The following is a 13,354-nucleotide window of genomic DNA, read 5'->3' as shown; positions in this document are numbered from 1 at the left end:
TTTTATCAAACAGGCGTTCACCAAGCTTACCCTTCCAGAGCTGCCGTGAAGGTCACCGCATGTTGTCCGGCTTCCACTTGAATGCTGTCTTCTTGCAGGCTCACTCCCGAGCCCTCCACAGATAAAACGGCACACATGTCATGAAGCTTCACGGAGAATGGCTTGCCGCTGCCTTCCACCGTAAAATCAATTCGGCTGCCTGCACGTACTGCCCGCACAACCAGTTCGCTCTCCCCGTTCATGTTGCGAACGGTGACCGAGGCCTCGCTGCCGTCTTCCAACGCATACAAGCCAAGCTGGGCTCCGTCTGCATAGTCATATTCCGGACGGTTGTCGGTTGCTCCCAAGGCGAGGAACGAGTTGCTGCGTACAAACAACGGCAACCCGAGGAAATCGTACGTTTCCTTGCGCCAGGTTCCGCCATCCACCGTTTCTCCGGTTAACAGATGCGTCCAGCGCCCCTTCGGCAGATAATACTTCACGTCGCCGTTCTCGCTGAATACCGGTGCCACAAGCAGGGAATCTCCCAGCATATATTGACGATCCAGCATTTCGACGGCCGGGTCTCCCGGAAATTCCAGGAACATGGCGCGCATGCTTGGCACCCCTTGCTCCGATGCCTGTACGGCAGTATGGAACAGATAAGGCATCAGACGGCTCTTCAGCTTCGTGAAGAAGCGCGTAACGTCCACTGCCTCCTCGTCATAAGACCACGGTACCCGGTAAGAGCTGCTGCCGTGCAGACGGCTGTGACTGGACAGCAAGCCAAATGCCAGCCAGCGTTTGAATACATGCGCCGGAGCCGTATTTTCGAAACCGCCGATGTCATGGCTCCAGAAGCCGAAGCCCCCGAGACCAAGGGACAAGCCGCCGCGAAGGCTCTCCGCCATCGATTCATAATCGGCATAGCAATCGCCGCCCCAGTGAACAGGGAACTGCTGTCCGCCTACGGTTGCAGAGCGTGCAAATACGGCTGCCTGATTCTTGCCGAATTTCTCCACCAGCACATCAAAGACCACTTTGTTATAGAGCTGAGTATAATAATTGTGCATTTTATGCGGATCGGAACCGTCAAAATAAACAACATCCGTCGGAATGCGTTCGCCGAAATCCGTCTTGAAGCTATCGACGCCCATATCTGCCAGCTCGCGCAGGTACCCTGCATACCACTCGCACGCGTCCGGATTCGTGAAGTCCACCAGCGCCATACCCGGCTGCCACAGATTCCACTGCCACACATCACCATTCGCTTTTTTCACCAGATAGCCCTTCTCACGGCCTTCCTCAAAGAGACGCGAGCGCTGCGCGATATACGGATTGATCCACACGCAGATTTTCAAGCCTTTTTCTTTCAAACGCTTCAGCATGCCTTCAGGATCCGGGAAAACCTCTTCATCCCATTGAAAGTCCGTCCAGTTGAGCCCCTTCATCCAGAAGCAGTCAAAGTGGAACACTTCCAGCGGGATATCGCGCTCCAGCATACCGTCAACAAAGGAGTTTACGGTTGCTTCGTCATATTGGGTTGTAAAAGAGGTCGAAAGCCACAATCCGAAGGTCCAAGCCGGCGGCAGTGCCGGTTTGCCTGTCAGGTTCGTGTATTTGTCCAGCACGCCTTTCGGATCAGGCCCGTCAATAACAAAGTACTCCAGTGACTCGCCTGGCACGCTGAACTGCACTTTCTTCACTTTCTCCGAAGCCACTTCAAAGGATACGAGGTCCGGTTGGTTGACAAACACGCCATAGCCCTTATTCGTCAGATAGAACGGAATATTTTTATAGGCTTGCTCGGAGCTTGTACCACCATCCTGGTTCCAAATATCCACGACCTGGCCATTCTTCACAAACGAAGTGAATCGCTCACCAAGACCGTATACCCACTCGCCTACGCCAAGATCCAGCTCTTCGCGCATATAGGTCTGTCCGCCATCTTCCACGATATGTGCCATCGATTTGGCTCTGCTGCCGGTAATGCGTTCTTCTCCTCTATAGAAGTGAACCGACCATTCCGGGCCTTTCTTGATCACAACGCTCAAATTGCCGCTGCGAAGAACCGCTTCCTGATCATTCTCTTCAATGACCGTATGGTCACCTTCCTGTTTGTACAATTCGAATGCAGGTCCGCGATCTCTTACCCCCGCATAGTGCACCAGCTTTACACCGATGATGCCGGGCGCCGGAGAATGAAACTGCACGGTGATCAGCTGTGCATTAATGGTTGCTCCTCTACCTGGAATCGGGGCCGTGGAGGCATAGGCTGTCAACGTATCTCCTTTTACCGCAAAATCATAAGCCTGAACCGCTCCCGAAACGGAATATCCTTCCCGGATAAGCCAATTGCCGTCTGTAAATTTCATTTTTTAATCCGCCTTTCTATATGATGAAAATTGAACTTTAAGATGTAAGCGTTATAATATCATTATACTGATCTATTTAAGGCCATTCTAACAGTATTACGTTATTTTATAGCACAATCTTGATATAAGATGACATCATTCAAGCGGCTATTCATTCCAAGGAGGTATATGATGGATCAATCCTTTCGCCAGTCGTTAAAAGAAAGCACCGTCCACGGAAATGAACGCTTCCCGTTTGGTGCCTACTGGCATCAATTTGCCCCCGGTGCCCATGTGGTAGACTCCCATTGGCATAAGGAAACGGAAATTTTCTACGTGATCGAAGGCGAGGTTCTGTTTCAGATCGACTCGGAATATATCCCTGTCCGGGCGGGTGAAGCGATATTTATCGATGGAGGAGACCTTCACACCGGTCATGCCCGGGGCGATCATGGGTGCAGCTTCTGTGCGATGGTGTTCGATTTCGGCATGCTTGCAAGCAGCAGCTACGATCTTGTCCAAGAAGGGATGATTGTTCCCTTTCAGGAGCGGAGAGCCACCTTTCCAAGATGGATGACATCCGAGACCGATGAGCAGCTGCTTCGGCATATAAAGGAAATGATGCTGCTGTCGAAGCACCAACCTGCCGGTTATGAGGTCGCTATTAAGGGACATCTGTTTCTCATGTTATTTCAGGCCGCATCCTCTGGCCGACTGGTCAACCGGAGCCGGAGCGAAGCAGCGGATATGGTGAGAACGGAACGCTTGAAGAAAGTCATTCTCTACATCCAGAATCATTATCACCGTCCCATCCGGCTGAGTGAGCTGGCTGATTTGATCCCGATGAGCGAAGGCCAGTTCTGCCGCTTTTTCAAATCCATGACCGGGCAAACGCCTGTGGACTATATGAATTCCTATCGTGTTCGCCAGGCAGCGGAACTCCTTCGTCAGCCGGACAATAAAATATCCGACATCGCACTCGATGTCGGATTTGGGCACATCAGTTATTTTGTTCGGGTCTTCCGTAAGGTCATGGACTGCACGCCTTCGGAGTATCGGAAAAAACTATAATTTCGGCAGGCTCGGTATGGTCTGATTGCAATCCCCCGGAAGCGGCAGGTTTCGGCAAACGTACTGGCCCGCGCTGTTCTCATTCGCAGCACCTGACGGGGCTGGCTGATGAACCCGCTGTTTCCAGAGCTGCCACAGCATGAATCCATCATTCGCTCTTCCCTTATTCTTAATATAGTTCACCATCGTTTCTACATTATAATAGGGCGTTGCGATATTATTCTGACCGTTCATCATATCGGCATCGTATACCGTGCCCGGTGCGGCATTCAGTTGCAGGACGGCCCCGCCGGATCCCTCCGGTGCAATCTGCATGCCCATATTGATAGGTCCGTTGTATATCGCCTTATACGATTCATAGCCTTCACGCGGATCGTAATAAATACCGCCATCGTAGGACATCAGATTGATGAAGTTGATCTTACTGCCATGATCCTTGACTACGCGGTACATGGTACCGCCAAAAGGAGACCCCCATTGGACCTTGCCTTCTTCAAACGGCGTTCCTTTCACGTAATAAGCGCCCGTGGACCAACCGGCGATGGAAATCTGCAGATTCGCATTTCTTGCATGGATTTCATTATAGAGACTCGTAATAATGCCCGCGATTTCTCCATCCTTAGTGCAGCTGAACTGAGCGGCTGTTCCTTTGTTGCAGCTGCTGCCGCTGGATTCCCAGTCAATGTCGACGCCGGCAGCGCCAAGATCGAGAGCCAAATCCACTATGTTCTTGGCATTGAATCCGGACCACTGTGAACCTTGGCTGTATGACCAGCCTCCTACCGATAAGAATGCTTTTGTTCCGCGGGCTCTAAGAGATGCGATATTGTTACGCAGATCCTGGGACTGCTGGGCTGTAAATTTACGTTGGCCGTTCGGGGTGGTCGCCCCTTCCACAAATTCCAATCCCGCAACGGCTTGATCAAACGCGTAGGACCCTTGGGTATACGTGGTATCCGGCCTTACGAATGCAAGATTGAGATGGGTAATGTAATTGGGAATGCTGGCAGTCGTCAGATCGTAAATACTGGTGTTCCAAGAGCTCGCGTAAGCGACATACATACGGTCACCAGGCAGCGGAGGGTCTACTGGAGGATCTACTGGAGGATCCACCGGAGGATCGACGGGCGGTGTCCCAGGAGTGCAATCTCCAAGGTCCTCCCATACCCCCCATTGTCCTGTCGTTCCAGGTACCTCGCCCTGTGTCCACCATTTCGCTTTCCAGGCATGACCGTTGTAGGATACGATATTACCCCCGCCATATACGGCAGAACTGCTCCAAGCAGGCTCCGTACAAACCTCAGCGGCTTGAACCTTGTACACAGGGAACAAACTAAGTACCAGCACGGCGATGAATCCGAGAATCCATCCTCTCATCGTTCTGGACAACCTTGTCATTCATCAAACAACTCCTTCGCCAATTGATTTTGTTTATTAAAGCGGTTTCAAAGCTGGTGAAAGCTTCGTACCATACACACCTCCTAACGCATACAGATAAAATGATATGACGCACTTTAAGTGTAACTTGGTCATTTTTTGTACAACAAGGATAAGATTTACTTATTCAGGGACAAAATCCTATACCCTGTGGCCTATCAGCTCTTCTACGCAAAAAAGGCTGTCACACTGCGGATTACCGCGAATGAGGCAGCTCTTCAATAGAAAGCATGGTTAACCCTGACTCGGATTTAGGGTATGATGATAGCAACGTGTTATTTCTCTTATTATAGATTGATCTCTTTGTGCCGCCTTGTAAACGGACATTTCGATAGTGACTCCGTGTTATCCCGCAAAAAATATTGCTTCCATTCATAGTTATCCTCCGCCCCGTAGAACTTCAAGTCAGGGTGCGGTGGTACGGGATCATATTTGGCTAACCGCTGACGAATCAATCCCTTGGTGTGTTCTGCTTGCCTTGTTCGGGCATTGAAGTGCTTCAGAACCCAACGAGGCGTAAAAGCAAGCATCATGTAGGGAAAGTATCTGCTCTGGCGAAGCTCATGTGCCGGTGTGCCGCAATAAACAAAATAAGGTTCGCCTGCAAAACAAAATTCCCACAGATGATCCGTAGGCTCCTCCGGCAGATCCGCCGGCCAAGGCTCCGTATCGTATTCGGTTGTCCGGCTTAACAGCTGCCAGAACAAGCGCTCATAATATTGGGTGCCTTCCAGGCTATCGCGGCCATGCTCCGTACAGATCATGACGACAAGTGAAGTATATGGCCCGAAGTCCCTGGAGCCGAGGCCGTACTCGCGCAGCAGAGCAGCCAGCTGTTCCGCCGCGGCCTGTGATTCGCCTTGATGAATAAAGCCGTATCTAAAATGATTCAGTGCATGTCCTTGCACTGCGGGAATACAAGGGAATTTGGCGTAACGGTCCGTCATTTTCTCGGTCAGCTTGGTTATCGCTTTCCGCTGCCATTCCTCCTGCAATCCATGGACAGCATCCATATCGTCCAACCTCAATAAACCGCTCATCACGAGCCCCCCTCTTCTACAGCATATAAGAGTGGGCAAAAATAGGTGACTGTCTCGTGCGAAATGCACATGAATTTTGAAAAGCGTTTCCCAAAAGCTTGAACTTTCTGATATCTTTAGTAGAGAAGAAATTAAAATGACCAGGCTTATGCCTTAATTACCATAGAGAGGATTCTTTCACATTATGTCTAAACCCCTGTTAACAGATCAGATTCAAACTGCCAAACCCGCCAAAAAACCGAGGCCTTCCGCTCCACCTGTGCGCATCTTTGCGCTGGGAGGGCTTGGCGAAATCGGCAAGAACATGTACGGTGTGGAATTCAAAAATGAGATTATTATCATCGATGCCGGGCTGAAATTCCCGGATGCCGAAATGAGTGGCGTCGATTATATTATTCCAGACATTCGTTATTTACTGGATAACAAACATAAAGTAAAGGGTATGTTCCTGACCCATGGACATGAAGATCATATTGGGGCTATTCCCTATGTGCTTCGTCAAATCCAAATGCCGATCTATGGCGGGGCACTGACCATCGGCCTGGTTCGTGCGAAGCTGGAGGAGCATCGGCTGCTGGATCAGAGTGATCTGCGCATATTCCATGAAGACGAAACGATTTCATTCCGTCATCTTTCCGTTCATTTCTTTAGAACCACCCACAGCATTCCGGATGCCTTCGGGATCGTTGTGGAAACCCCGTACGGGCCGATCGTACATACCGGAGACTTTAAATTTGACTTTACGCCGGAGGACAAGCCTGCCAATCTGCATAAAATTCTTCATATCGGCGCGCGTGGCGTCCTGGCCCTGATGGCTGACAGTACCAATAGCGAGCGGGACGGGTTTACCCCTTCTGAACGCACCGTCGGCGATTCCATTCTGCGTCTGTTCCGGGAATGTCCCGGACGGATCCTGTTTGCCACCTTTGCTTCGAACGTTCATCGTCTGCAACAGGTTGTTGAAGCTGCCATCCGAACAGGCCGCAAAATCGCCATCGTCGGCCGCAGCATGGAGAAGGTATTTGTGATTGGTCAGGAGCTTGGATATATTCGCGTGCCGGACGGCATGATGATTGATGTGAAAGCCGTTAATCGTTATCGCGATGACCAGGTGCTGATTATTTGTACAGGCAGTCAGGGCGAGCCAAATGCGGCACTGACACGCATCGCTTCAGGTGCCCATCGTTCGATCCAGATTCATCCGGAGGATACCGTTATTTTCTCGTCTTCGCCGATTCCTGGGAATACCCAGAACGTCAATCGCAGCATCGATCTCTTGATGCGGGCCGGAGCGGAAGTTAAATACGGCTCCATTCTCGATATCCACACTTCGGGTCACGGCTGCCGCGAAGATTTGAAGCTTATGATCAGCAGCTTGCGTCCCAAGTATTTTGTGCCGATCCACGGGGAATACCGGATGATGCTCAATCATCGTCACCTCGCCGTGCAGGTTGGGGTTTCCGACAGCAATGTTTACTTGATGAACATTGGGAATACGCTGTCCCTATTCCGCAACTATGCGCGTAAAGGCCGGAACATCCCCTCTGGAGACGTCTACATCAACAATGGAGAGCTGCGTACCCATGAGAAGGAATTGCTTGAGGAACGAGTACAGCTCGCTCACGATGGCGTTGTCATCGTCGCCATCACCATCAATCGCGAGACGCGCAAGCTGCTCTCCGGGCCGGAGCTGATTACCCGCGGTTTTGTATATATGCAGGACTCCAAGCCTCTTCTGCGCCGGGCTGAAGCGATGCTGCGCAAACAGCTGAACAAAGCCGGTGAACAGCGCGAATACAACCGCGCTGCCTGGGAACAGATGACAAACAACACACTCAACCGTTATTTTAAAAGGGAACTGGGCCGCAGCCCGTACATTATGCCTTCCATTATGGAAGTATAATACTCCGGTCACTCTGAGCCTTAACCGTATTTCAACATAAAAGGGTGGATCCAAGGTCATTTGAACCTTCGGATCCACCCTTTTTTCAGATATCAGAAAGTATACACTCGAAGCATGTCCTGCCCTGATATCGCAAGAAAAAAATCATCTAAACGCGGTCTTCAGCCTTAGTCCGCAAGCTCCAGCCCTTTCGTTTCCTTGCCAAGTACGAGTACGCCGAGCGCACCGATCAGGATGGTCACGAAAAACATCACGAAAATGAATTCGATCCGGGTGCCATTTTGCTTCAACACCCCGACGAGCAGCGGCGCAATAACGCCGCCGATCCGTCCAAACGACGTTGCTAGCCCAACCCCCGTTGAACGAACCTTCGTCGGATAGAGTTCGGGACTGTAGGCATATAAACCTCCCCATGCTCCCAGATTGAAGAATGACAAGGAAATGCCTGCTGCCAGCAGCGAACCTTCCGTGTTGGCGTAACCAAACCAGATTGCACTAAAGGCTGTAAGCACCAAATAGGTAACGAGAACGAATTTCCGTCCGAACTTTTCTATAAAGTACGCGGCCGTAAAATAACCCGGCAACTGGGCAAGCGTCATAATCAACACATACTGAAAGCTTCGGACCAGACTGAACCCTTTATCGACCATCACGGTCGGAAGCCACAGGAACATGCCGTAATACGAGAATACGACCGTAAACCACAGCACCCACAGCATAATGCTCGTACGCCGATGTTCAACCGACCAGACCGAAGCCACTCGCTGCCCGAAGGTCAGCTTAGGGGCAGCCTTAGTTTTCTGCTCAAGATATCTTGGCGAATCCTCGATGGCACGCCGCAGATAGAGCGCATAAAAGGCAGGCAGAGCTCCAATAACAAAAGCAGCCCGCCAGCCGTAATCCGGGATGACAAAGTAAGCGATGAGCGCGGATAGTATCCAGCCTGCCGCCCAGAAGCTTTCCAACAGCACAACCGCTCTTCCCCGTTCATGAACCGGCATGCTTTCCGATACCAGCGTGGATGCAACAGGAAGCTCTCCGCCAAGTCCGAAGCCGGCAATAAAGCGCATCAAACACAGCATGATAAAGCCGGTAGCCAGCGCGGAAAGACCGCTCGCGATCGAGAATATGAGCAGCGTCCACAGCAGAATATTTTTCCGTCCATATTTATCCGCCAAGAATCCAGCCATGGCCGCGCCGAATACCATCCCGATCGATGTGGTACTTGTCAAAATCCCTACCTGCTGCGAGCTCAGCGACCATTCGGCTGCCAATGCCGCAACAACAAACGAAATCATTCCGACATCCATCGCATCAAACATCCAGCTGGCACCCGCACTGATCAGCAGCTTGCGCCGCTTCGGCTCTTTTAACAATTGCATATTGCTCATGTTGGCCGCCCCCTCTCCTATATCTTTCTATAATGTAGAGCGAACCATACGCCTGGTCAAGCTAGATTATGCTGAGCGGCAGAATTACCTTTATTGACGTTCCCTCATGAAGCTTGCTAGATACATGAACCTGTCCCTTGTGGTCCTCGATCATTTTCTTGCTGATCATGAAGCCCAGGCCATTGCCTTTCTCCTTCGTGGTGAAGAACGGTTCCCCGAGACGAGAGAGGATTGCTTCTGGAATCCCGCAGCCATTATCCGTAAAATGGATGGCCACCGTATGGTCATCGCTTCTCTCCAGCCGAATGGTCAACTCCCCGCCACCCGGCATGGATTCCACGGCATTTTTAATAAAATTGATGAACACCTGCTTCAGATGATTCACATCACCCTCGACATTGGCCTCTCGCTCTCCGAAATCCGTTATAATCTCGACGTTATGTATGATAGCCTGCGTATTTAATAGAGTAATCACTTGGTCCAGGAGCTGCCGGATATCGGCACGCTCGAATTTTACGCTTTGCGGCTTCGCCAAAAACAGAAGCTCACTTACGATCAGCTCGATCCTTTCGATCTCCGAAGAGATAATATCGAAATATTCATCCTTCCGGCCGGCGCCGGAGCGAATGAGCTGCACGAATCCTTTGATGGAAGTCATGGGGTTACGGATTTCATGGGCGATCCCCGCCGCAAGTTGACCGGCCATGGACAGCTTATCGGACTGGATCAGCCGCTCCTCTTCTTGATGGGCAGCCTTTTTCATGTCGGTAATATCCATAAAATGCGCCACATAGCCAAGTGTTCTTCCTTCCCTGCTACGAGCTGTGCTTAGCATACAAGATACCCACCTGATATCGCCTTGTTTATGTATCAGTCTCTTCTCCAATTGCAAAGAAGCGCTCTTACCCGACATTAGCTTCTCCATCCTATCTTTGTCCTTATTCACATCCTCCGGATAAATCCAATCGTAATAGGGATGGTGCAGACACTCTTCCGCCTCATACCCCAGCATGACGCAAGCAGCGGGATTAATTTTGATAATGCTCCCCTCTGAATCGATGAATACGGTTCCAATCGGCGCTACTTCAATCGCTTGGACCATAAAATCATAGCTGAGACGTTCACTATTCATCATCGTTTGGAGATCCTCCTGTCTTTCATTGTTCCATCGTTTTACCTATTTCGAGATATCGGTTTGCTTCTCCTTTTCTCTCGCCTGTTGAAAAATATAAATAAAGCAAACCAAAGGATAATTTGGACATGGGGCGAATATATTGTGATGAGGTTTCTAATTTTTGGTGGTAATTCCAGCGCTATTCTAGTGAAACTGAGAGAAAATGGTTTTTTTTGACTTGAACGCTATGGCTTTTTCGTTTATTGTGAAAGAAAGCAAGTCATTTACAATTGCTAGTCGTTAGGACCGTTAACAAAGGAGTTTGCGAGTATGTACACGGAACAAGATATTTGGATTGTGCTTACAGGCACGGGCACCTGGTTCAGCAGAATGATCCAATATTTCACGAAGGCCCCACTCAACCATGCATCCATCGCGTTTGATTCCGAATTACGCGAAGTGTACAGCTTTGGGCGAAAGAAGGCGAACAACCCGTTTGACGGCGGTTTAGTTCGCGAGAATCTACGCGACCCCTTCTTCTACACTTCGGAATGCGCGGTATATCGCTTCCGCGTTAGTAATGAAGACTATCAACGCATGCACAACCTTGTCAAAGAGATGATGCGTGATCAGGACCGCTACAAATATAATCTGCTAGGGCTGCTGGGTATATTGTTTCGGATTCATATTGATCGTGACGATGCTTTCTTCTGCTCCCACTTTGTTGCTACGGTGCTGGAGCAAGCAGGACTGCGGCCTGTGAACAAGCCTTGCCATCTTGTAACGCCGGAGGATTTCTCCCATTCATCGCAGTTGAATGAAGTCTACCGTGGACCTCTCCACGGGTATCTTGCTCAAGACATGACATCCCCGCTATCCCCATCACCGACGTTTACTCCTGTGACAACGAAAGGCCGAGGCAAGTTCTTCAGATTCGGAAAAACTGGTTAAACCTGAAATATGTAGCTATCATATAAATATGTTTCTCTGACACCTTGGAAAAAAGCAGCCGGGCTCTCACCCGGCTGCTTTTTTGTATGTTCCTCGCGGGGGTAACCCCCGCGTCATGTTTAGCATTAAGCGGATGGAGTCTGGTCCGACGTCTGCTCCAGTACCGTCTTTTCGCCCACAGCGGGGCTAGTTTCGAGAGTAGATTCAGCCAGCTTTTCCTGCTCCATTTTCTTACGCTTGCGTTTGCGATTAAAGTACACACCGATCAACAGAAGCGGAACGGCAATAAGCGCAATATATAACGATACATCCTTAACCATACCTTCTGCCGCGTTACCGTACAGGTAAAACAAGGTACCTACCACATAAAACTTGGTAGCTCTGCCTATGGCAGCATATCCAAGAAGTCTCCATAACGGGAAGTTCAAGCAGCCCGATAGAATCGTGAACACCTTAAAGGGTACCGGCGTAAAAGAACCAATCAATATAGCAGCCTCGCCGTTTTTCTGAAACATGTTCGTAGCAGCGTCAATCCACTCTTTTTTCAAGATCTTGTATAGTACCGACTTCCCAAGCAGCTTTCCGATTAAATATCCCAGCGGCGTCCCCAACAAGCACCCGATAAAGCCATATGTTGCAAGCCACAGCGCATTCTGTGGATGCATGATGCTTAGGGAAATTTGCAGAAAAAAGGCGGGAACCGGAAAGATTACAGCATCAGCAAACGAATGAATAAACAATCCCCATGGACCAAACTTGATCAAAAAATCCAAAATGTCCTGAAACATGTCTCAACCCCTAAACATTTTCTTCCTGTTTCTATCAGACCCTGTATAAAGTATAGCACATAATTATACTGGAAAGGACCTAAGCCGCTCTATCCCTGCGGAAAAAACGCGTAAAACGAAGCATGCCTTTGCTCCTATACACTATATGCAGCGAGTTCGACTAACAACAAAAAAACCTTTCTTCTTGAAAGAAAGGTTTGGGGTCACTCTCTGCAAGCCGAATTTCATCCATGAATAAGCTTGCAAAAAAATGTATTTTGTTTAATTTGCAGATAAACTGCGGTGCGCGGAATGTCTTGTCGGACCTACGAATTCATTCAGCGGGAAGCCATTGGAGATGGCTTGGGTAATGAATGCCTTCGCTTGCTGTACCGACTCGCGAACGGTTAAGCCTTTAGCAAGATTAGCTGTAATGGAAGCGGATGACGTGCAGCCCGCGCCATGGGTGTACTTCGTTACAATGGTATCTGCCTCGAACCATTCAAAGCTGTTTCCGTCATAGAGCAGGTCCATCGCTTTGCCTTCGCGGATCTTGCCTCTATCTTTAATCAGTACATTCTTCGCGCCGCGCTCATGAATAATGGCCGCAGCCTCCTGCATTTGATCCAGGGTCGTGATCGGGCCAGACTTGGCCAGTTGGGACGCCTCGAACAGGTTTGGCGTTACCAGATCGGCGCGCGGGAGAAGGAACTCCAGCATCGCTTCCGTATTTTCCGGCTGCAGCACTTCATCCGTGCCTTTGCAAACCATCACCGGATCGATGACGATCCGTTCCAGATTATAGCGGTCGATATACTGGGACACGAGCTCGATGATCTCTACGGATCCGAGCATGCCGGTCTTCATGGCATCGATGCCAATGCCCTCGAGCACGGTTTTCAACTGCGTTTCTACAATATCTAGCGCCACCGGGAAAACCTGATGGTCCCATGTCTTTGGTTCCATGCAGACAATCGTCGTCAGTGCGGTCATACCGTATACGTCAAATTCCTGAAACGTCTTCAGATCAGCCTGGATGCCAGCGCCGCCGCTCGTATCGGAGCCCGCTACTGTTAGTGCTTTTCGTATCGTCATGTTCCATGTTCCCTTCGCTTGTAAAATGATTACTCTATTATAAGAAAAACTGCCATTGGCGTCTATTAGCAGATGTAGAATTCGTAAGAAGCCTATTTATTGATGGCGTATTCGCAGATGTCGATTTGTAGTCTTATTCAAAGGCGAATTCTGAGTGGTAAAGCAACACTCCGCATGCGGATTGTTCTTCCGATCGCTGTTGCCCCCAGATTTCCTTTGAATCACGATGTACATCGTTGAAATCCGGGGGCA

General features: G+C 49.9%; 10 protein-coding genes. 3 read left to right on the top strand and 7 right to left on the bottom strand.

The genetic code is table 11. The features are described from left to right. Window positions 1-26: 26 nt before the first annotated feature. Entirely contained in the window at window positions 27-2,354 is a 2,328-nt protein-coding gene (gene yicI / locus ABEW73_RS23810) for an alpha-xylosidase (RefSeq protein ID WP_430161691.1), read from the bottom strand. 171 nt (window positions 2,355-2,525) lie between these two features. On the opposite strand from yicI, the gene ABEW73_RS23805 reads away from it, so the two are divergent. Further along, window positions 2,526-3,404: an AraC family transcriptional regulator gene (locus ABEW73_RS23805; protein WP_430161693.1), complete on the top strand. Its 879-nt coding sequence runs from the start codon at window positions 2,526-2,528 to the stop codon at window positions 3,402-3,404. Here the strand turns inward: ABEW73_RS23805 and ABEW73_RS23800 are convergent. Next, window positions 3,399-4,802, bottom strand: a complete 1,404-nt coding sequence (locus ABEW73_RS23800; protein ID WP_430161695.1) for a glycosyl hydrolase family 18 protein — start codon at window positions 4,800-4,802, stop codon at window positions 3,399-3,401. The two genes, ABEW73_RS23805 and ABEW73_RS23800, sit on opposite strands and share 6 nt — an antisense overlap. Before the next feature lie 326 nt (window positions 4,803-5,128). Continuing rightward, window positions 5,129-5,881, bottom strand: coding sequence for a YqcI/YcgG family protein (locus ABEW73_RS23795; RefSeq protein WP_430161697.1), 753 nt, complete (start codon window positions 5,879-5,881; stop codon window positions 5,129-5,131). Window positions 5,882-6,065: 184 nt separating this feature from the next. Between ABEW73_RS23795 and rnjA the strand changes: the two genes are divergently transcribed. After that, entirely contained in the window at window positions 6,066-7,784 is a 1,719-nt protein-coding gene (gene rnjA / locus ABEW73_RS23790) for a ribonuclease J1 (protein WP_430161699.1), read from the top strand. 167 nt (window positions 7,785-7,951) lie between these two features. Here rnjA and ABEW73_RS23785 read toward each other — a convergent pair whose 3' ends face one another. Next, a complete protein-coding gene (locus tag ABEW73_RS23785) occupies window positions 7,952-9,175 on the bottom strand; it encodes an MFS transporter (protein ID WP_430161701.1) in 1,224 nt (407 codons plus the stop codon). 61 nt (window positions 9,176-9,236) lie between these two features. After that, window positions 9,237-10,310, bottom strand: coding sequence for an ATP-binding protein (locus ABEW73_RS23780; RefSeq protein ID WP_430161703.1), 1,074 nt, complete (start codon window positions 10,308-10,310; stop codon window positions 9,237-9,239). A 309-nt stretch (window positions 10,311-10,619) separates the two neighbouring features. Here ABEW73_RS23780 and ABEW73_RS23775 point away from each other — a divergent pair, with 309 nt between their 5' ends. After that, window positions 10,620-11,240, top strand: coding sequence for a hypothetical protein (locus ABEW73_RS23775; protein WP_098749017.1), 621 nt, complete (start codon window positions 10,620-10,622; stop codon window positions 11,238-11,240). A gap of 125 nt (window positions 11,241-11,365) precedes the next feature. Here the strand turns inward: ABEW73_RS23775 and ABEW73_RS23770 are convergent, their stop codons facing one another. Together ABEW73_RS23770 and pdxK are read right to left on the bottom strand one after the other, a co-directional pair. Continuing rightward, window positions 11,366-12,028 carry a YqaA family protein gene (locus ABEW73_RS23770; protein ID WP_430161705.1) on the bottom strand — a complete coding sequence of 221 codons (663 nt, stop codon included), beginning with the start codon at window positions 12,026-12,028 and terminating at the stop codon, window positions 11,366-11,368. Window positions 12,029-12,289: 261 nt separating this feature from the next. Beyond that, window positions 12,290-13,102, bottom strand: a complete 813-nt coding sequence (pdxK, locus tag ABEW73_RS23765) for a pyridoxine/pyridoxal/pyridoxamine kinase (RefSeq protein ID WP_076325345.1) — start codon at window positions 13,100-13,102, stop codon at window positions 12,290-12,292. Window positions 13,103-13,354 lie beyond the last annotated feature (252 nt).

Source organism: Paenibacillus lautus (assembly GCF_050482385.1).
Lineage (GTDB): Bacteria > Bacillota > Bacilli > Paenibacillales > Paenibacillaceae > Paenibacillus_AQ > Paenibacillus_AQ lautus_B.
This window is presented reverse-complemented; position numbering and strand designations above follow the sequence as displayed.

Bases quoted from the DNA above. Each gene is read 5' to 3' on its own strand.
- ABEW73_RS23770 (WP_430161705.1), bottom strand. From the start codon at position 12,028: ATGTTTCAGGACATTTTGGATTTTTTGATCAAGTTTGGTCCATGGGGA.
- ABEW73_RS23780 (WP_430161703.1), bottom strand. From the start codon at position 10,310: ATGATGAATAGTGAACGTCTCAGCTATGATTTTATGGTCCAAGCGATT.
- ABEW73_RS23775 (WP_098749017.1), top strand. From the start codon at position 10,620: ATGTACACGGAACAAGATATTTGGATTGTGCTTACAGGCACGGGCACC.
- yicI (WP_430161691.1), bottom strand. From the start codon at position 2,354: ATGAAATTTACAGACGGCAATTGGCTTATCCGGGAAGGATATTCCGTT.
- ABEW73_RS23795 (WP_430161697.1), bottom strand. From the start codon at position 5,881: ATGAGCGGTTTATTGAGGTTGGACGATATGGATGCTGTCCATGGATTG.
- ABEW73_RS23800 (WP_430161695.1), bottom strand. From the start codon at position 4,802: ATGACAAGGTTGTCCAGAACGATGAGAGGATGGATTCTCGGATTCATC.
- rnjA (WP_430161699.1), top strand. From the start codon at position 6,066: ATGTCTAAACCCCTGTTAACAGATCAGATTCAAACTGCCAAACCCGCC.
- ABEW73_RS23785 (WP_430161701.1), bottom strand. From the start codon at position 9,175: ATGAGCAATATGCAATTGTTAAAAGAGCCGAAGCGGCGCAAGCTGCTG.
- pdxK (WP_076325345.1), bottom strand. From the start codon at position 13,102: ATGACGATACGAAAAGCACTAACAGTAGCGGGCTCCGATACGAGCGGC.
- ABEW73_RS23805 (WP_430161693.1), top strand. From the start codon at position 2,526: ATGGATCAATCCTTTCGCCAGTCGTTAAAAGAAAGCACCGTCCACGGA.